Raw genomic sequence first — 17,422 nt, 5'->3', positions numbered from 1 at the left:
CTCGCGCAGGTGCGCGAGGTCGGTGTGGATCAGCCGTGCGTAGCGGATCACGCAGCGCCCCAGGTCGTTGGGCTGCAGGCCCTTGGGCGTGCGCTCGAAGAGGGTGGCGCCGAGGGTCGACTCTATCTCGTGCAGCGCCTTGGTGGCGCCGGGCTGGGTGATCGCCACCGCTTCGGCGGCCTTGTGCAGCGAGCCGTGTTCGTCGAGGGCGATCAGCAGGCGCAGCTGCTTCAGGCGCAGGCGCGAGGCGATGGTGGTCAGCGAGGGCAGCATGGGGATGAGGAAAAGTTATCGCTCAATCAGCAGCTCTCATTAGGCAGCATTTGCCCACGAATTTACAGTGGCTCCCACGAGGTTCCTGCGCAGGGCCGTTGGACAACAACAATGCGAGCCGAATCATGAGACTGATCCAATTCCTCACCGACCAGGGCTGCCGCCGGGTCGGCGTCGTCGAAGGCCAACAGGTCGAGACCCTGCGCGACTGCTCCAGCACCCGGGAACTGGCCCTGGCGGCGATCCGCGCCGGCCGCGGCCTGGTCGACGAGGTGCTGGCGCGCGGCAGCGAACCCTGCGCCGAGACCTACGCCCAGCTGCTGGAAGCCGGCCGTGTACTGCCGCCGCTGGACCACGAGGACCCCGCCCACTGCCTGATCAGCGGCACCGGCCTGACCCACCTGGGCAGCGCCTCCACCCGCGACAAGATGCACCAGCAGAAGGACGAGGACGAAAGCGCCCTGACCGACACCATGCGCATCTTCCGCTGGGGCATCGAGGGCGGCCGCCCCGCGCCCGGTTCGGTGGGCGTACAGCCGGAATGGTTCTACAAGGGCGACGGCAGCATCGTGGTGCCGCCCGGCGGCGCCTTCCGCGTCCCGCACTTCGCCGAGGATGCCGGCGAGGAACCCGAGCTGACCGGCCTCTACGTGATCGGCGACGACGGCCAGCCGTACCGCCTGGGCTTCGCCCTGGGCAACGAGTTTTCCGACCATGTGATGGAACGCCGCAACTACCTGTACCTGGCGCACTCCAAGCTGCGCAGCTGCTCCTACGGGCCCGAGCTGCGGGTGGGCGAGCTGCCGCGCCACCTGGAAGGCAGCAGCCGTATCCTGCGCGACGGCCAGGTCGTCTGGGAGAAGGCCTTCCTCTCCGGCGAGGACAACATGTGCCACAGCCTGGAGAACCTGGAGTACCACCACTTCAAGTACGCCCAGTTCCTCCGCCCCGGCGACGTGCACGTGCACTTCTTCGGCACTGCCACGCTGTCCTTCGCCGACGGCGTCCGCACCCGGGCGGGCGACCGCTTCGAGATCAGCCTGGCCGAGTTCGGCGAGCCGCTGGTCAATGCCATCGAGCAGGTCGAGCCGGCGTTCGCCGCCGGCGGCGTCGTCCCGCTCTGAGCGACGCGCGGGGCCCCGGCCGGGCTCCGCCGCCGCGCTACGTCCACCCGCACGGCCATGGCCGCGCGGGTGCCCATAACAAACATAAGAAAGAGACGGCCATGAAAACCACCAACGCCCAGACGTTGTATGCCGATGTCGCTCCCGCCCGCGTGGCCCAGGCCACCACGGTGCGCTGGCGGATCTTCCTGCTCCTGCTGCTGCTCGCGGCGATCAACTACATCGACCGCGCCTCGCTGTCGGTGGCGCTGCCGCTGATCTCCCAGGAATTCAACCTGACCCCGGCCCTGGAAGGCCTGCTGCTCAGCTCGTTCTTCTGGTCCTACGCGCTGATGCAGATTCCCGCCGGCATGCTCCTGGACCGCTTCCAGGCGCGCAACATCGTCGGCATCGCCACCGTCGCCTGGGGCAGCTTCCAGGCCCTGGGCGCGGCCTCGCACAACTGGATCCTGCTGCTGGCCACGCGCATCGGCCTGGGCGTGGCCGAGTCGCCGATCATGCCGGCCGGGGCCAAGCTCAACGGCGCCTGGCTCACCCCCAACGAGCGCGGCCGCGGCGCCACCCTGGTGGACGGCGGCGCGCCGCTGGGCACCGCCCTGGGCGCGATCATCATCGCCGGGCTGATTTCCTGGTTCGGCTCCTGGCGCACCGCCTTCGTCATCGCCGGCATCGGCACCGTGGTGGTCGGCCTCTGGGCCTGGTGGTACATCCGCAACAACCCCGCCGAGCACCCGGGGGTGAACGAGGAGGAACTGCGGCACATCCGCGAGGCCAACGAGGCCGCCGCGCGCGAGCATGGCCACGGCCGCAGGGCGGTGCTGCGCGAGATGCTCCGCGACCGCTCGGTGCTGGCCATGATCTGCGGGTACATGTGCTACAACAGCGTGTTCTACGGCCTGATGACCTGGATGCCGAGCTACCTGCACCAGGCCCACGGCCTCGACATCAAGGCCATGGGCGGGGCGACCTTCCTGATCTTCATGTGCGGCTTCGTCGGCGAACTGGTCGGCGGCTGGCTGGCCGACAAGTGGAAGGCCGCCGGCGGCGCGCCGAACCGGGTGATGCGCAGCATGTTCGCCGGCTCGGCCATGATCGCCTCGCTGTGCATCCTGCTGGTGGCCTACACCGCCGATGCCGCCGGGGTCATCGCGCTGCTCTGCGTCGCACTCTTCTTCATCCGCTGGTGCGGCATGTACTGGTGCCTGCCGGCGATCCTCGGCGGCAAGTCGCGCGCCGGCGTGCTGGGCGGCAGCATGAACTTCGGCGGCAACATGGTCGGGGTGATAGTGCCGATCCTCATCGGCCTGATCGTGCAGTTCACCGGCTCGTACTTCCTGGCCCTGATCTTCTTCGTCGTGATGGCCCTCGGCCTGGTGCTGTTCTCCAGCCTGATCGACTACCGTGAGCGCGGGCTGGCCTGAGCCGGCGCGCCGATGTGAGGTTGCTGTAATGGAACTGATAAGCAGAACCGGCGGGCAAGACACCGCCAACGCGGTGATCCGCCTGAACCCGCTGGACGACGTGCTGATCGCCCGCCTGGCCCTGCCCGCCGGCCTGGCGCTGGCGGGGGAGGGGCTGAAGGTGCGCGAGGCGATCCCCGCCGGGCACAAGGTCGCCACCCGGCGCATCGAGGCCGGCCAGCCGCTGCGCCGCTACGGCCAGATCATCGGCTTCGCCAGCCGGGCGATCGAGGCCGGCGAACACGTCCACGTGCACAACCTGGCCATGGGCGACTTCGCCCGTGACTACGCCTTCGGCGTCGACGCCGTGGCCGCCGCGCCCCTGCGCGAGGAAAGCTTCCTCGGCATCCGCCGCGCCGACGGCCGCGTCGCCACGCGCAACTACATCGGCATCCTCACCTCGGTGAACTGCTCGGCCACGGTGGCGCGGGCCATCGCCGACCACTTCCGCCGCGACATCAACCCCGCCGCGCTGGCCGACTACCCCAACGTCGACGGCGTGGTGGCCCTGACCCATGGCGTGGGCTGCGCCGTCGACCCGGGCGGCGAGGCCCTGGCCATGCTGCGCCGGACCCTCGGCGGCTATGCGGTACACCCGAACTTCGCCGCGGTGCTGATGATCGGCCTGGGCTGCGAGACCAACCAGATCCCCGACCTGCTGGCGGCCCAGGGGTTGAGCAGCGGCGAGCAACTGCGCACCTTCACCATCCAGGACAGCGGCGGCACCTCGAAGACCGTGGCCAGCGGCATCGAGCAGGTGAAGAGCCTGCTGCCCATGGCCAACCGCGTGCAACGCGAGCCGGTCAGCGCGCGCTACCTGACCGTGGGCCTGCAGTGCGGCGGCTCCGACGGTTACTCGGGCATCACCGCCAACCCGGCGCTGGGCAACGCGGTGGACCGCCTGGTGGGCGCCGGCGGCACCGCCATCCTCTCGGAAACCCCGGAGATCTACGGCGCCGAGCACCTGCTGACGCGCCGCGCGGTGAGCCGCGAAGTGGGCGAGAAGCTGATCGCCCGCATCCGCTGGTGGGAAGCCTACTGCGAGCGGATGGGCGCCGAGCTGAACAACAACCCCTCGGCCGGCAACAAGGCCGGGGGCCTGACCACCATCCTGGAGAAGTCCCTGGGGGCGGTGGCCAAGGCCGGCTCCAGCAACCTGGTGGACGTCTACGAATACGCCGAGCAGGTGCGCGCCCACGGCCTGGTGTTCATGGACACCCCCGGCTACGACCCGATCTCCGCCACCGGCCAGGTCGCCGGCGGCGCCAACCTGATCGCCTTCACCACCGGGCGTGGCTCGGCCTACGGCTGCGCGCCCTCGCCGTCGATCAAGCTGGCCACCAACTCGCGCCTGTGGGAGCGCCAGGAGGAGGACATGGACGTCAACTGCGGCGGCATCGCCGACGGCTCCACCAGCATCGAGGAACGCGGCGAGCACATCTTCCGCCTGATGCTGCGCATCGCCTCCGGCGAGCGCAGCAAGAGCGAACTGCACGGATACGGCCAGAACGAATTCGTGCCCTGGCAGATCGGCGCCATCACCTGATCCGCCACCCCTGGCGGGCGCCTATCCGCGCACGCCGGCCTTCCTTCCCAGCGGGGCCTTGGCGGCCCCACCCGCCGGCACGCCCGGCGGGCATCCGAACCCACAAGGCAAGGAGTCTTGCATGTCGCCGATACTCGGCCGCAACTTCATCGGCAACGCCCGCAGCGGCGCCGGTTCCATCCACCTGCAGAGCCTCGACGCCAGCACCGGCGAGGCGCTGCCCTACAGCTTCCACCAGGCCACGCCGGCGGAGGTGGACGCCGCGGCGCTCGCCGCCGAAGCGGCGTTCCCGGCCTACCGCGCCTTGCCCGACGCGCGCCGCGCCGAATTCCTCGAGGCCATCGCCGCCGAGCTGGATGCCCTGGGCGAGGCCTTCGTCGCCATCGTCTGCCGCGAGACCGCACTGCCCCCGGCGCGCATCCAGGGCGAGCGCGCCCGCACCAGCAACCAGTTGCGCCTGTTCGCCCAGGTGCTGCGCCGCGGCGACTACCATGGCGCGCGCATCGACCGCGCACTGCCCCAGCGCCAGCCGCTGCCACGCCCGGACCTGCGCCAGTGCCGCATCGGCGTGGGCCCGGTGGCGGTGTTCGGCGCCAGCAACTTCCCGCTGGCCTTCTCCACCGCCGGCGGCGACACCGCCGCCGCGCTGGCCGCGGGCTGCCCGGTGGTGTTCAAGGCCCACAGCGGGCACATGGCCACCGCCGACTGCGTGGCCGCGGCCATCGTCCGCGCGGCGGAGGCCACCGGCATGCCGGCCGGGGTGTTCAACATGATCTTCGGCGCCGGCGTCGGCGAGCAACTGGTCAAGCACCCGGCGATCCAGGCGGTCGGCTTCACCGGCTCGCTCAGGGGCGGCCGCGCCCTATGCGACCTGGCCGCGGCGCGGCCGCAGCCGATCCCGGTGTTCGCCGAGATGAGCAGCATCAACCCGGTGCTGGTCCTGCCCGCGGCGCTGGCGGCACGCGGCGAGCAGGTGGCCGCCGAGCTGGCCGCGTCGGTGGTGCTGGGCTGCGGGCAGTTCTGCACCAACCCCGGCCTGGTGATCGGCATCGCCTCGGCGGAATTCTCCGCCTTCGTCGCCAGCCTGGCCGGGCGCATGGCCGACCAGCCGGCGCAGACCATGCTCAACACCGGCACCCTGCACAGCTACGAACAGGGCCTGCAGCGCCTGCACGCGCACCCCGGCATCCGCCACCTGGCGGGCCAGGCCCAGGAGGGCAGGCAGGCCCGCGCCCAGTTGTTCCAGGCCGACGTCGAACTGCTGCTGCAGGGGGACGAGCTGCTGCAGGAGGAAGTCTTCGGGCCGACCACGGTGGTCGTCGAGGCGGCCGACGAGGCCGAGCTGCGCCGGGCCCTGGAAGGCCTGCGCGGGCAACTCACCGCCACCCTGCTCGCCGAGCCGGAAGACCTCTCGCGCTTCGCCGCCCTGGTGCCGTTGCTGGAGCGCAAGGCCGGGCGCCTGCTGCTCAATGGCTACCCCACCGGCGTCGAGGTGTGCGACGCCATGGTCCACGGCGGCCCGTACCCGGCCACCTCGGATGCCCGCGGCACCTCCGTGGGCACCCTGGCCATCGACCGCTTCCTGCGCCCGGTGTGCTACCAGAACTACCCGGACGCGCTGCTGCCCCCCGCCCTCAAGGACGCCAACCCGCTGGGCATCGCCCGCCTGGTGGACGGCGTCGCCAGCCGCGAGTCCCTCTAGGGTTCGCCATGGCCTGCATCGCCCGCGCCCGCGGGCGATGTATCGGCTGTTTTATCCAGTGCAGGCGGCCATCTGTGCCCGGTACTGCAATCAAGCTTGCCGTCGCAAGCTGTGTTCAGGATGCCTGGGCAAGCCCTCGACAACCTCCAGATTCGGTGCAGTTGTAGGGGGAGCACTGCCTAAGGCTTCGCTCATTTCTCTATTGGTTGCGGGATTCTTCCTGAGGTCAGGTTTCGTCCGCGTACTGGATTTTCTTGTGTTAGTTGTCGTCGCGGATTGACTGACCGAGGAGTTGAGCGTGGCACTCGAGGAGTATCTGCAGAAGGATGGCGGCTGGCTTGAGTCGAAGGAAGGTACCTATCGAGGTCTGGCCGGCATTGTGGCAGGCGGGGCCGATGCGCAGGGAGCGTGCAGATGAGCAGAATATATTGCTATGCGGGCGAGTGCGGTTTTACCGCGACGGATCTGTTCTGGACCATCGCGATTGAAACGACATTGGAAGAACTGGGACTTGATGACGTCGCCGCTGCCTTGGCCATTGTCGGTGGTATGAATATCGTGGCACCGCCCCGTGGAAAACTCGCGGGTACTACACCGAATACGAGCCTGCTGTCGCTGCATCTGAGGCGTGTGCTGAAAAAGAAACGGTTTCCCGGCAATTTGCGGTTGCCCACCCTGACAGGCTGGGGGCCGCCCAGAGTCGCCTACACGAGAAGTGTGGGCGCATTCATAGCTAGAGCTGTCCCAGTTGCAGGCTGGGCTTATACCGTGGCTGAGATCGGGACAATCGCATATAAGATCGTCAGGAAGTACGACTCGCTTGTCTCGGCGGAGGACAGGTTCTTTTGAATACGTTGCCCGAGCTGCCGATAGATAGAAAGCTGCTGGACGAAGTGGTGATTTTCTATCAGGAGAACCTCGGCTTCGGAAAAAGGGACTTCGAGACGCTCAGTTTCGCGACCCGGATCAATCAGGACCTGGGTGTCGACGGCGATGACTCCAATGACCTGGTTCCCCCTTTTTTCCAGCATTTCCAGGTGGATATCACCGAATACGATTGCTTGCGCTACTTCCACCCGGAAGGCTTCGGCCCTTTCTTCTACAGAAGGCCGAAAGACAAGGAGCGCCGGGGCAGCAGGGCCTTCACGTTCGGCATGCTCTACCAGGCGGCCCTGACGAAGAAATGGTGCCAGGCGGTATTCGAATCGGCCCAATGGCGGAGCGAGAGGCTCTACGAGCGGACGGAGGAGTTGCCGGTGAGGGGGTTCGTCATCCGCAGATGATACCTACGCGCCGGTTGCACTCCCATTCACCGTGATTCGCGCCCGCGGGCGATGTATCGGCTGTTTTACCCAGTCTTTACCAAGTGCTGACAACCAACGGCCGGCGGAACGGCGATGATAGGCACCATGAAAGGCGGGTGCTCGGGCGCCCGTGTCCGGAGGTGCAATCAATATGTCGTCGCAAGCCGTGCTCAAGTCGATCGCCGCTGCCCTGGCGCTGAGCCTGTCGGCCGCCGCCGTGGCCGGGCCGCCCGGTTATGGTCCCGGCCCGGGGCATGGTTGGGGTCCGGGCCCCGGGCATGGCCATGGCCTGCCGGATTACGCGCGGTCGCTGTGGATCGGCAGTGCGCTCTACTTCGTGGCCGCAGGTACCTACTACCTGTGGAATGCCGACCGCCGCCAGTACGTGGTGGTGGAGCCGCCACCGGCGGTGCAGCAGGCCCCGGCGGGCGTGAGCTACGACGTGATCGCCTACCCGGCGCGCGGGCAGACCCCCGACCAGCAGAGCCGCGACCGCTACGAGTGCCACACCTGGGCCGTGGGCCAGAGCGGCTTCGACCCGGCCGCGGCCAGCCAGGCGCCGGTACCCGGCGTGGCGGACACCTACCGGCGGGCGCTGGGCGCCTGCCTGAACGGGCGCGGCTACAGCATCAACTGAAACAACCGGCCCCCGGGCCGGACCGAACAGGCCGCTTCGCAGGCAATCGTGCGGTGAGTCCTTGGCAATCCCTCCCCGGGGCAAGGAGTCGGGTTACGCATGCTGCGAGGCGGCCTTCTTATTTGCGCTGGGAATGATGGTTCGCGAGCAAGCTCGCTCCTACGAAGAGCAGGTCCAAGGCCGTGCCACTGGGGCGTCTGGCGTGGCCGGTGAATCCAATCGCGGACGGAGTCCGCTCCTACAATCGTGTTTCCCGGTGACGTAGGCGTTGGGGTCAAGAGCGCCCTCTCCCCAACCCTCTCCCGCAAGCGGGAGAGGGGGCTGTCCTCTGCAGGAGGAAAGGCCGGCGTCATCCTCATACCTTCGTCATTCCCGCGAACGCGGCAGTTGCTCCTACAGGTTCGCTACCCGGTATGGCATTCCACCTGTAGGAGCGGACTCTGTCCGCGATCCGGCGCATAACGCCCTAGGTTGCGCTGCGCGCGCTGAGGAAGGTGGCGAAGATGATCAGCGCGCCGCCGGCCAGCATGCGCAGGCTCGGCTGTTCGCCGAACAGCACGGCGGCGAAGGCGATGCCGTAGACCGGCTCCAGGGCGAAGATCACCGCCGCGGTGCGTGCCTTGATCAACTGCAGGCTGGCGACGAACAGGCTGTGCGCCACCCCCGTGCACAGCACCCCCAGCAGCACCAGCCACAGCCAGTCCAGCGCGCGCACCGCGGGCAGCTCGAACACGGCCAGCGGCGCCAGGCACAGGACGATGGTGAGGTTCTGGGCGAAGGCCGAGAGGATCGGGTCCAGCCCGCGCACGCTGGCGCGGTTGGCCAGCGACAGCAGGGCGAACAGCAGGCCCGAGGCGATGCCCCAGAACAGCCCGGCGGTGGCGCCCTGGCTGAAGTCCAGGTTCGGCGTCACCAGCACCAGGCCCAGGCACACCAGGCCCACCACCAGGTACTCGGCGCGGCGGATGCGCTCGCGGAACAGCAGCCCTTCCAGCAGCACGGTGAAGGCCGGGAAACTGGCGAAGCCGAGGGTGGCCACGGCGACGTTGCCCACCTTCACCGCCAGGAAGAAGGTCAGCCAGTGGGCGCACAGCAGCAGCCCGCTGCCGGCCAGCGCGGCGGCCTGGCGCAGGCCCGGCCGCGGTTGCGCGGCCAGGTGCCCGGCGAAGGCGCCGCCCAGGGCCAACAGGCCGAACAGCGCGCGGCCGAAGACGATCACCAGCGGGGCGGCGAGGATGAGTTTGCCGAAGATGCCGCTCAGGCCGAACATCAGGGCGCCTACGTGCAGGCCCACCAGGGCCGAGCGGGGTGTCAGTCGGGGAACGCGCATTGCTTCTCTATCGTGGGTGCCGGGGAGCCAGTCGCCTGGCGGTGGAAGGCCTCAGGCCAGGCGCGCGCCGTTGGGCAGCGGCTTGTCGAAGCCGGCCAGCACCACCTTGTCGTCGCTGTCGTAGGCGCCGGTCACCAGCACCTCGGAACGCACCCCGGCGATGGACTTGGGGGCGAAGTTGCAGACGCACAGGACCTGGCGCCCGAGCAGTTCCTCGATGGCGTAGTGCGCGGTGACCTGCGCGCTGGAGGTCTTCAGCCCCAGCGGGCCGAGGTCGACCTGGAGGATGTACGCCGGCTTGCGCGCCTTCACGTTGGGTTCGGCGTGGACGATGGTGCCCACGCGCAGTTCGACGCGCTCGAAGTCCTGCCACTCGATGGTGTCTGCCGACATCGCTGATCTCCTTGATGATGGCGGCAGTCTAGGGCGTGGCGGGGCTTTTGTCTGTCGGCGGACTAGCGGGAATTGTCGCGCGCCTCGCGGCGGATCTGCCGCGGGGTGCTGCCGAACTGGCGGGCCAGCGCGGCGGTGAAGGCGCTCTGCGAGGCATAGCCGACCCGCGCGGCGATCTCGCCCACCGCCAGGTGCGTGCTGCCGAGCAGCTCGCGGCCCAGTTGCAGGCGGCGCTGGCGCACGTAGTCCATGGGCGTCTGCCCGGTCTCGGCGAGGAACCGGGCGTGGAAGCGCGCCGCCGACAGCCCGGCGATGCGCGCCAGGTCGGCGACCTGCAGCGGGTGCCCGGCGTGGCGGTCGATGTAGGCGTCCAGGCTGGCCAGCGGCAGCTGCGCCGGCGCCTCGGCGACGTGCATGCCGGCCAGGCTGGCGAGCAGCAGCAGGGCGCCCTGGCGGGCGATCACCGGGTCCTGCAGGGGGCTGGCGGCCAGCCAGTGCACCAGTTGCCCCTGGGCCGGGTTGAGGGCAAGGGCGGCGGGGCGTTCCAGCAGGCGGCGGATGCTCTCGGCGTGGTCGCCCAGGCCGCGCAGCAGCAGGTCCTCGTCCTCCAGGTCGAACACCAGGCACTGGCTGCCGCCTGGGGCGGCGCAGGCGTGGTGCGTGCCGCGCGGGACCACGGCGAAGCGCTGGCGGGTGACGCGGCTGCCCAGGCCGGCGACCTCGAACTCCAGGTCGCCGGACAGGCCGAGGACCAGCTGCGCGTGGTCGTGGCTGTGGGCGAGGTGTTCGTGGCTGTAGCGGCGCAGGGAGAGGATCTGGCTCATGGCGGGCTCCGGGGGCAGGCCCACAGTCTAGCGCGGCGCGGGCTGTCACGGGACTGTCGCGCGGCCGTCATGCGCGGGTCACCCCCTGGCCGGAGAATCGGCTAAACCCCGCCGGAGGCCGCCCATGACCAGCGCCCAACGCCTGATGCCGACCAAGAAACAACGGGTGCGCACCCTGTGGATATCCGACGTCCACCTGGGCACGCGCGACTGCCAGGCCGAGCACCTGGCGGGCTTTCTCAAGCGCTACCACGCCGAGCGCATCTACCTGGTGGGCGACATCATCGACGGCTGGAAGCTGCGCGGCGGCATCTACTGGCCGCAGGCGCACACCAACGTGATCCGCCGCCTGCTGACCATGAGCAAGCGTGGCACCGAGGTGATCTACGTCACCGGCAACCACGACGAGTTCCTGCGCCGCTACTCCACGCTGCTGCTGGGCAACATCCGCCTGGTCGACGAGATCGAGCACACCACCGCCGACGGCCGACGCCTGCTGGTGATCCACGGCGACCAGTTCGACGTCATCACCCGCTACCACCGCTGGCTGGCGTTCCTCGGCGACTCGGCCTACGAGTTCACCCTGACCCTCAACCGCTGGCTGAACCACTGGCGCAGCCGCTACGGCTATGGCTACTGGTCGCTGTCGGCGTACCTGAAGCACAAGGTGAAGACCGCGGTGAACTTCATCAGCGACTTCGAGGAGGCGATCGCCCACGAAGTCCACAAGCGTGGGCTGAACGGCGTGGTCTGCGGGCATATCCACCATGCCGAGATTCGCCAGATCGGCGAGGTGGAGTACCTCAACTGCGGCGACTGGGTGGAATCCTGCACGGCGCTGATCGAGCACTGGGACGGCAGCATCCAGCTCTACCGCCTGGCCGACGAGCAGCTCCAGCGCGCCGGCGAGGCCCTCGCCGTCGAGCCGGTGGCATGAGGCTGCTGATCGTCAGTGACGCCTGGGCGCCGCAGGTGAACGGCGTGGTGACCAGCCTGCGCGCGCTGGTGGCCGAGCTGGAAGCGATGGGGCACCAGGTGCGCCTGCTGTCGCCCGTGGAATTCCGCAGCCGGCCCTGCCCGAGCTACCCGGAAATCCCCCTGGCCTGGGACCTGTGGAAGGTCGGCCCGGCCATCGAGGCCTTCGCCCCGGACTGCGTGCACCTGGCCACCGAGGGCCCGCTGGGCTGGGCCGCGCGGCGCTGGCTGCTGCGCCGCGGGCTGGCCTTCACCACGGCGATCCACACGCGCTTCCCGGAATACCTGAACAACCGCTGGCCCTGGCTGCCGCTGTCCTTCGGCTATGCAATGCTGCGCCGCTTCCATGGGCCCAGCGCGGCGGTGCTGGTAAGCAGCGAGCGCATGCGCGGCGCCTTCGCCGACTGGGGCGTGCAGGGCCTGGCGTTGTGGCGCAAGGGCGTCGACACCACGCAGTTCCTGGCGGGCGCAGCGCCGGCCGTGGGGCCGGTGTTCCTCTATGTGGGGCGCCTGGCGCCGGAGAAGAACCTGGAGGCCTTCCTCGGCCTGGACCTGCCCGGCCTCAAGCGCGTGGTAGGTGACGGCCCGCTGCGCAGCGAACTGCAGGCACGTTATCCCCAGGTGGAGTTCCTCGGCTATCGCCATGGCCAGGCGCTGGCCGAGGTCTATCGCGCGGCCAGCGTGCTGGTGTTCCCCTCGCGCACCGACACCCTCGGCCTGGTGATGTACGAGGCCCTGGCATGCGGTACGCCGGTGGCCGCCTTCCCGGTGCCGGGCCCGCTGGACGTGCTGGAGGACGGCGTCACCGGCGCCATCGATATCGACCTGGGCAAGGCCTGCCGGCGCGCCCTGCTGCTGGACCGCCAGGCCTGCGCCGAGTGGGCCGCCGGGCAGTCCTGGCGGCTCTCGGCGCAACAGTTCCTGGCCCTGCAGCGGCCGCTCGGCGAGCCGGGCGGGGTGGTCGAGGCCCTGGCCGACTGAGGCCTAGTGGAACAGGTCGCGGTCGCTGTCCAGGCTCTGGTCCACCAGCCACTTGCCGTGGGCGATGGAGGCGTGCTGCGCGGCGTCCAGGTCGGCGAGGAAGGCCATCTTCGTCGGCAGCGGCTGGCGCCGTGTGCTGCGTCCGTCCGGGGCGATGATCTGGCAGCCGCCGGCATAGGGCGTGGGCAGCCCCGGGTGCTCGAAGACGCGGGCGATGATGGTGTAGTCGCGATGGGTGCATTGCAGGGTTTGCATGGAATGGACCTCGCTGTCGGGCCAGGGGCGCCACCCGCGCCATTGCCGGCGCCAGGCGCCGCGCCGCTCTGGCGTGGCTGTCCCGCCGGGGGCGGGGCCTGTGCTTTCGCGTAACCCCACCTTAGAACAGCGGGCCGAGCGCGCAAGGACGGGGCGACGAAGGGCGTCGTGGCACTTTTCTTCCGTCGCGCCCGGCGCCAGACTGTCGGCATGCCTATCCACAGACTTTCCCGCCTCGGCGACCTCGCGCCCGGCCAGTGGGATGCCCTGCTGCCGGACGCCCAGCCGTTCCTGCGCCACGCCTTCCTCGCCAGCCTGGAGGACAGCGGCAGCGTCACCGCGCGCACTGGTTGGCGCCCGGCGCACCACGTGCTGCTCGACGACGCTGGGCGGCTGCGCGCGGCCCTGCCGGCCTACGTGAAGGCGCATTCCTACGGCGAATACGTGTTCGACTGGGGCTGGGCGGACGCCTGCCAGCGCGCCGGTATCCGCTACTACCCCAAGCTGCTGGTGGGCGTGCCCTTCTCGCCGGTGAGCGGCGCGCGCCTGCTCGGCACGGACGACGGCATCGCCGAACTGCTGGGCGTGCTGGCCGAGGGCACCGCGGAAGGCGTCTGGTCCGGCGTGCACGTGAACTTCACCGACCCGCGCGCTGACGGCCTGATCGCCGCGCAGGACGGCTGGCTGGAGCGCCTGGGCTGCCAGTACCACTGGTTCAACCGCGGCTACCGGGACTTCCAGGACTTCCTCGACGCCCTGGCCTCGCGCAAGCGCAAGCAACTGCGCAAGGAGCGCGAGCAGGTGGCCGGGCAGGGCATGGAGTTCCGCTGGATGGAAGGCCCCGAGCTGGCCGAGGCCGACTGGGACTTCGTCTACGCCTGCTACGCCAGCACCTACGAGGTGCGCGGCCAGGCGCCGTACCTGACGCGGGAGTTCTTCAGCCTGCTGGCCGAGCGCATGGGCGCGGCGATCCGCGTAGTCTTCGCCCGCCGGAACGGCCGGCCGGTGGCCATGGCTTTCAGCCTGGTGGACGGCAACACCCTCTACGGGCGCTACTGGGGTTGCCTGGCGGAGTACGACCGCCTGCACTTCGAGACCTGCTTCTACCAGGGCCTGGACTACGCGCTGGCCAACGGCCTGCGCCGCTTCGACGCCGGCGCCCAGGGCGAGCACAAGCTGGTCCGCGGCTTCGAGCCGGTGCTCACGCGCTCCTGGCACCAGCTCGGGCACCCGGGCCTGCGCGCCGCGGTGGCCGACTTCCTCGAACAGGAACGCGCCGGCATCCGCGCCTACGCCGAGGAGGCGAGGGCGGCGCTGCCCTATCGGCAGGCGTAGCTGGGGAAGTCGGGAAGAAGGTCGGCCCCCGGCCGCTACGACAGGCTCGCGGGGTGGCCAAGTCGGCCAGGGACCGAGACCGGGTCGGGGCTCAGACGTGGCTCGCCTGGCCGCCCCATTCGAGGAAGCGCACGCGGTGCGTCTCGCCGTCGTGGTCCTGGTACACCAGGTAGGCGGGGACCATGCCCACCCTGTGCGAGTTGTCGGTACGGTGCAGCACCTTGTCGATGTCCAGCGGCATGCCGTAGTGGTATTCGACCGTCGGAAGGTCGGCGCCCGGCTCCTTGATCGCGTCCTGGGCGAAGGCCATGGGAGCGAGGCTGGAAATCACCGCCGATACGACAGAAGCAATCTTCATTCTGGTGGTCCTCATAGCGAAGGGGATGAAGCCCCGCCCTGGAGCACTGGCATCCGATGTCTGGCCGCGGGTCCGGGGGCGGGCAGGGGGCGATGCGTCAGGCGTCCACTGCATGGCGGGGCGTGGAACAGATATGACCACCGAACCACCCCAGGCGAGAAATTGATGTGCTTGCTAATGATCATCGACCGGGGTGATGCGGCGACTTGTCGCAGGGTTCAGGGTCGAGGCTTAAGGCTTCATTAACGGACTGGGCGATACGCCGCAGGATTCCTGTAGGAGCGGGCTCTGCCCGCGATTTCGCGCGCAGGGCGCGCTCCTACAAGGTACGGTGCCTCACGGGCTGTTCGATGTGGGCGGGAGATTCGGCGTCAACCTGTAGGAGCGGGCCCTGCCCGCGATTCGCGCAGAGGGCGCGCTGCTACAGCCAGACCGCGTTCCAGAAGGGGTAATCGCCAACCTTGGCCGCCAGGCCGGCACGTAGCGGATTGGCGATGACATAGCGTGCGGCGGCACGTAGGTCCTCATCTCGGCGTAGTGCGCGATCATGATACGCCCGTGCCCATAGTGTTCCGGACCTGCCCAGGCACTGGTTCACGTGCCGGGCACTGCATGATTTCAGACGGTTCACAAGACTGTTCAAGCTCGCCCCAGAACCGATCTGGAGCAGCCAGTGGGCATGGTCGGGCATCAGTACCCAAGCCAGCATATGGCAGTCGTCAAGAAGCCTCGGGTCGCCAAAGCAGCGTGCAGCCGCACAGGCGGCAGGAAAACAACGAAAAATGGGTGTGCGGTCGCGAGTGGTTGTTGTAACCAGGTAGATCGTATGAGGCTGGGAAAACCGACCTTTGCGCAGCGCCGAATGGCCTGGGGATCGTTCGTCCATATTCCGTCCTCAGGGGAAAGGACTGAATATCGCTTCCAATCCCTGAGGAAAGAGCGCTGGCCGCTACTGAATGCGCTGCCTGCCCTGTAGGAGCGGGCCCTGCCCGCGAAATCGCGCGCAGGGCGCGCTCCTACAGGGTTAATCCACGCCCACGAACCCTCCGGTCTGGTGCCGCCACAGGCGGGCGTAGAGGCCGCCGTGTTCGATCAGCTCGGCGTGGCTGCCGCTTTCGACGATGCGGCCGTGTTCCAGCACCACCAGGCGGTCCATGCGGGCGATGGTGGAGAGGCGGTGGGCGATGGCGATCACCGTCTTGCCCTGCATCAGCGTCTCCAGGCTTTCCTGGATGGCCGATTCCACTTCCGAGTCCAGCGCCGAGGTGGCTTCGTCGAGGATCAGGATGGGCGCGTCCTTGAGCAGCACGCGGGCGATGGCGATGCGCTGGCGCTGGCCGCCGGAGAGCTTCACGCCGCGCTCGCCGACGTGGGCGTCCAGGCCGGTGCGGCCCTGGGCGTCGTACAGTTGTGGGATGAACTCGCTGGCGCGGGCCTTGTGGATCGCTTCCTGCACTTCCGCCTCGCTGGCGCCGGGGCGGCCGTAGAGCAGGTTGTCGCGGATCGAGCGGTGCAGCAGCGAGGTGTCCTGGGTGACCATGCCGATCTGCGCGCGCAGGCTCTCCTGGGTCACGTGGGCGATGTCCTGGCCGTCGATGAGGATGCGCCCGCCCTCGATGTCATACAGGCGCAGCAGCAGGTTGACCAGGGTCGACTTGCCGGCGCCAGAGGGGCCCACCAGGCCGATCTTCTCGCCCGGGCGCACCACCAGGTCGAGGCCCTGGATCAGGCCGCTGCCCTTGCCGTAGCTGAAGTCGACGTGGTCGAAGTTGACCTCGCCATGGTCCACCACCAGCGGCTTGGCGCCGGGCGCATCGACCACCTGGCGGGGGATGGCGATGGTCTGCATGCCGTCCTGCACCTGGCCGATGTTCTCGAAGATGCCGCCGACCACCCACATGATCCAGCCGGACATGTTGTTGATGCGGATCACCAGGCTGGTGGACAGGGCGATGGCGCCCACCGAGATCAGCTCCTGGCTCCACAGCCACAGGGCCAGGCCCGTGGTGCCGGCGATGAGGATGCCGTTCATGATGGTGATGCTGACGTCCATGGAGGTCACCACGCGCCCGGCGCGCTGGGCCTTGTGCGTCTGCTCGGCGATGGCCTCGCGGGCGTAGTCCTCTTCCTGGCGGGTGTGGGCGAACAGCTTGAGGGTGGTGATGTTGGTGTAGCCGTCGACGATGCGCCCCATCAGCTTGGAGCGCGAGTCCGAGGCGGCCACCGAGCGGCGCTTCACCTGCGGTACGAAGTAGGCGAGGGCGCCGACGTAGGCGATCACCCAGAGCACCAGCGGGATCATCAGCCGCCAGTCGGCCTCGGCGAACAGCACCAGGGCGCTGATGGTGTAGATCGCCACGTGCCAGAGCGCGTCCACCACCTGCACCGCCGAGTCGCGCAGCGAGTTGCCGGTCTGCATGATGCGCTGGGCGATGCGCCCGGCGAAGTCGTTCTGGAAGAAGCCCAGACTCTGCTTGAGCACGTAGCGGTGGTTCTGCCAGCGGATCAGGTTGGTCATGCTGGGGTTGATGCTCTGGTGCACCAGCATGTCGTGCAGGGCGTTGAACAGCGGGCGCAGCACCAGCGCCACCACGGCCATCCAGGCCAGTTCGTTGCCGTGCAGGCGGAAGAAGTCGGCCGGCGCGGTGTTCTGCGCCAGGTCGACGATGCGCCCCAGGTAGCTGAACAGTGCCACCTCGATCAGGGCGACGACCAGGCCGACCACCAGCAGGACCGAGAACACCGGCCAGACCTGGCGCAGGTAGTAGGTGTAGAAGCGCCAGACGTCGGCCGGCGGCATGCGCTCGGGGGCATCGCGGAAGGGGTCGATGAGCTTTTCGAAGCGGCGGTACATGATGTCTCTCGGTTGTCGCGGGCCCTTCCTGGGCCCGCCGTTTCAGGCCTCCGTCAGCGCGGGAATCGGGG

General features: G+C 68.9%; 18 protein-coding genes. 10 read left to right on the top strand and 8 right to left on the bottom strand.

Going from position 1 to position 17,422, the window contains the following annotated elements; translation table 11 throughout:
- On the bottom strand, positions 1 to 273 hold a 273-nt coding region (locus tag DK254_RS15105), incomplete at its 3' end, for a LysR family transcriptional regulator (protein ID WP_146219607.1).
- Between the two features lie 125 nt (positions 274 to 398).
- Here DK254_RS15105 and araD1 point away from each other — a divergent pair.
- The 7 genes from araD1 to DK254_RS15070 all read left to right on the top strand — a co-directional run bounded on the left by araD1 (position 399) and on the right by DK254_RS15070 (position 8,046).
- The gene (gene araD1 / locus DK254_RS15100) at positions 399 to 1,397 is read left to right on the top strand and encodes an AraD1 family protein (protein WP_109934410.1); all 999 of its coding nucleotides are present in this window, start codon (positions 399 to 401) and stop codon (positions 1,395 to 1,397) included.
- 101 nt (positions 1,398 to 1,498) lie between these two features.
- The gene (locus DK254_RS15095) at positions 1,499 to 2,818 is read left to right on the top strand and encodes an MFS transporter (RefSeq protein ID WP_109934409.1); all 1,320 of its coding nucleotides are present in this window, start codon (positions 1,499 to 1,501) and stop codon (positions 2,816 to 2,818) included.
- Between the two features lie 28 nt (positions 2,819 to 2,846).
- A complete protein-coding gene (locus tag DK254_RS15090; protein WP_109934408.1) occupies positions 2,847 to 4,403 on the top strand; it encodes a UxaA family hydrolase in 1,557 nt (518 codons plus the stop codon).
- A 121-nt stretch (positions 4,404 to 4,524) separates the two neighbouring features.
- Positions 4,525 to 6,105, top strand: coding sequence for an aldehyde dehydrogenase (NADP(+)) (locus tag DK254_RS15085; protein ID WP_109934407.1), 1,581 nt, complete (start codon positions 4,525 to 4,527; stop codon positions 6,103 to 6,105).
- Positions 6,106 to 6,519: 414 nt separating this feature from the next.
- The gene (locus tag DK254_RS15080; protein ID WP_089393026.1) at positions 6,520 to 6,954 is read left to right on the top strand and encodes an STM2901 family protein; all 435 of its coding nucleotides are present in this window, start codon (positions 6,520 to 6,522) and stop codon (positions 6,952 to 6,954) included.
- Entirely contained in the window at positions 6,951 to 7,388 is a 438-nt protein-coding gene (locus DK254_RS15075; RefSeq protein WP_256595867.1) for a DUF1493 family protein, read from the top strand. Before DK254_RS15080 ends, DK254_RS15075 begins: the two co-directional genes overlap by 4 nt.
- Positions 7,389 to 7,560: 172 nt before the next feature.
- A complete protein-coding gene (locus DK254_RS15070; protein WP_109934406.1) occupies positions 7,561 to 8,046 on the top strand; it encodes a hypothetical protein in 486 nt (161 codons plus the stop codon).
- Between the two features lie 466 nt (positions 8,047 to 8,512).
- Here DK254_RS15070 and DK254_RS15065 read toward each other — a convergent pair whose 3' ends face one another.
- The 3 genes from DK254_RS15065 to DK254_RS15055 all read right to left on the bottom strand — a co-directional run bounded on the left by DK254_RS15065 (position 8,513) and on the right by DK254_RS15055 (position 10,593).
- Positions 8,513 to 9,376, bottom strand: a complete 864-nt coding sequence (locus DK254_RS15065; protein ID WP_244161012.1) for a DMT family transporter — start codon at positions 9,374 to 9,376, stop codon at positions 8,513 to 8,515.
- Positions 9,377 to 9,427: 51 nt separating this feature from the next.
- Positions 9,428 to 9,769: a tRNA-binding protein gene (locus DK254_RS15060; protein WP_089393024.1), complete on the bottom strand. Its 342-nt coding sequence runs from the start codon at positions 9,767 to 9,769 to the stop codon at positions 9,428 to 9,430.
- Between the two features lie 62 nt (positions 9,770 to 9,831).
- A complete protein-coding gene (locus tag DK254_RS15055) occupies positions 9,832 to 10,593 on the bottom strand; it encodes an AraC family transcriptional regulator (RefSeq protein ID WP_089393023.1) in 762 nt (253 codons plus the stop codon).
- Positions 10,594 to 10,717: 124 nt separating this feature from the next.
- Here DK254_RS15055 and DK254_RS15050 point away from each other — a divergent pair, with 124 nt between their 5' ends.
- On the top strand, positions 10,718 to 11,530 hold the full coding sequence (locus DK254_RS15050) for a UDP-2,3-diacylglucosamine diphosphatase (protein ID WP_109934405.1): 813 nt from the start codon (positions 10,718 to 10,720) through the stop codon (positions 11,528 to 11,530).
- Positions 11,527 to 12,549, top strand: a complete 1,023-nt coding sequence (locus DK254_RS15045; RefSeq protein ID WP_109934404.1) for a glycosyltransferase family 1 protein — start codon at positions 11,527 to 11,529, stop codon at positions 12,547 to 12,549. The genes DK254_RS15050 and DK254_RS15045 overlap by 4 nt, the downstream gene beginning before the upstream one ends.
- Positions 12,550 to 12,552: 3 nt before the next feature.
- On the opposite strand, the gene DK254_RS15040 is transcribed toward DK254_RS15045, so the two are convergent.
- A complete protein-coding gene (locus DK254_RS15040; protein WP_009620418.1) occupies positions 12,553 to 12,804 on the bottom strand; it encodes a hypothetical protein in 252 nt (83 codons plus the stop codon).
- 210 nt (positions 12,805 to 13,014) lie between these two features.
- On the opposite strand from DK254_RS15040, the gene DK254_RS15035 reads away from it, so the two are divergent.
- Entirely contained in the window at positions 13,015 to 14,139 is a 1,125-nt protein-coding gene (locus DK254_RS15035; protein ID WP_109934403.1) for a GNAT family N-acetyltransferase, read from the top strand.
- A gap of 91 nt (positions 14,140 to 14,230) precedes the next feature.
- On the opposite strand, the gene DK254_RS15030 is transcribed toward DK254_RS15035, so the two are convergent.
- From DK254_RS15030 to DK254_RS15020, 3 genes are all read right to left on the bottom strand, one after another.
- On the bottom strand, positions 14,231 to 14,497 hold the full coding sequence (locus DK254_RS15030; RefSeq protein WP_109934402.1) for a DUF2790 domain-containing protein: 267 nt from the start codon (positions 14,495 to 14,497) through the stop codon (positions 14,231 to 14,233).
- A 421-nt stretch (positions 14,498 to 14,918) separates the two neighbouring features.
- Positions 14,919 to 15,383 (bottom strand): transposase, encoded by a 465-nt coding sequence (locus DK254_RS15025; RefSeq protein WP_109934401.1) that lies wholly within the window; start codon positions 15,381 to 15,383, stop codon positions 14,919 to 14,921.
- Positions 15,384 to 15,521: 138 nt separating this feature from the next.
- Complete coding sequence (locus DK254_RS15020; protein ID WP_109934400.1) at positions 15,522 to 17,354, bottom strand: ABC transporter ATP-binding protein; 1,833 nt, start codon at positions 17,352 to 17,354, stop codon at positions 15,522 to 15,524.
- Between the last annotated feature and the right edge of the window lie 68 nt (positions 17,355 to 17,422).

The organism is Pseudomonas sp. RW407 (assembly GCF_003176655.1).
Classification (GTDB): domain Bacteria; phylum Pseudomonadota; class Gammaproteobacteria; order Pseudomonadales; family Pseudomonadaceae; genus Pseudomonas; species Pseudomonas delhiensis.
This window is presented reverse-complemented; position numbering and strand designations above follow the sequence as displayed.

Coding starts and splice junctions, on each gene's coding strand:
- araD1 (WP_109934410.1), top strand. CDS start 399: ATGAGACTGATCCAATTCCTCACCGACCAGGGCTGCCGCCGGGTCGGC.
- DK254_RS15095 (WP_109934409.1), top strand. CDS start 1,499: ATGAAAACCACCAACGCCCAGACGTTGTATGCCGATGTCGCTCCCGCC.
- DK254_RS15090 (WP_109934408.1), top strand. CDS start 2,847: ATGGAACTGATAAGCAGAACCGGCGGGCAAGACACCGCCAACGCGGTG.
- DK254_RS15085 (WP_109934407.1), top strand. CDS start 4,525: ATGTCGCCGATACTCGGCCGCAACTTCATCGGCAACGCCCGCAGCGGC.
- DK254_RS15080 (WP_089393026.1), top strand. CDS start 6,520: ATGAGCAGAATATATTGCTATGCGGGCGAGTGCGGTTTTACCGCGACG.
- DK254_RS15070 (WP_109934406.1), top strand. CDS start 7,561: ATGTCGTCGCAAGCCGTGCTCAAGTCGATCGCCGCTGCCCTGGCGCTG.
- DK254_RS15065 (WP_244161012.1), bottom strand. CDS start 9,376: ATGCGCGTTCCCCGACTGACACCCCGCTCGGCCCTGGTGGGCCTGCAC.
- DK254_RS15060 (WP_089393024.1), bottom strand. CDS start 9,769: ATGTCGGCAGACACCATCGAGTGGCAGGACTTCGAGCGCGTCGAACTG.
- DK254_RS15055 (WP_089393023.1), bottom strand. CDS start 10,593: ATGAGCCAGATCCTCTCCCTGCGCCGCTACAGCCACGAACACCTCGCC.
- DK254_RS15050 (WP_109934405.1), top strand. CDS start 10,718: ATGACCAGCGCCCAACGCCTGATGCCGACCAAGAAACAACGGGTGCGC.
- DK254_RS15045 (WP_109934404.1), top strand. CDS start 11,527: ATGAGGCTGCTGATCGTCAGTGACGCCTGGGCGCCGCAGGTGAACGGC.
- DK254_RS15040 (WP_009620418.1), bottom strand. CDS start 12,804: ATGCAAACCCTGCAATGCACCCATCGCGACTACACCATCATCGCCCGC.
- DK254_RS15035 (WP_109934403.1), top strand. CDS start 13,015: ATGCCTATCCACAGACTTTCCCGCCTCGGCGACCTCGCGCCCGGCCAG.
- DK254_RS15030 (WP_109934402.1), bottom strand. CDS start 14,497: ATGAAGATTGCTTCTGTCGTATCGGCGGTGATTTCCAGCCTCGCTCCC.
- DK254_RS15025 (WP_109934401.1), bottom strand. CDS start 15,383: ATGGACGAACGATCCCCAGGCCATTCGGCGCTGCGCAAAGGTCGGTTT.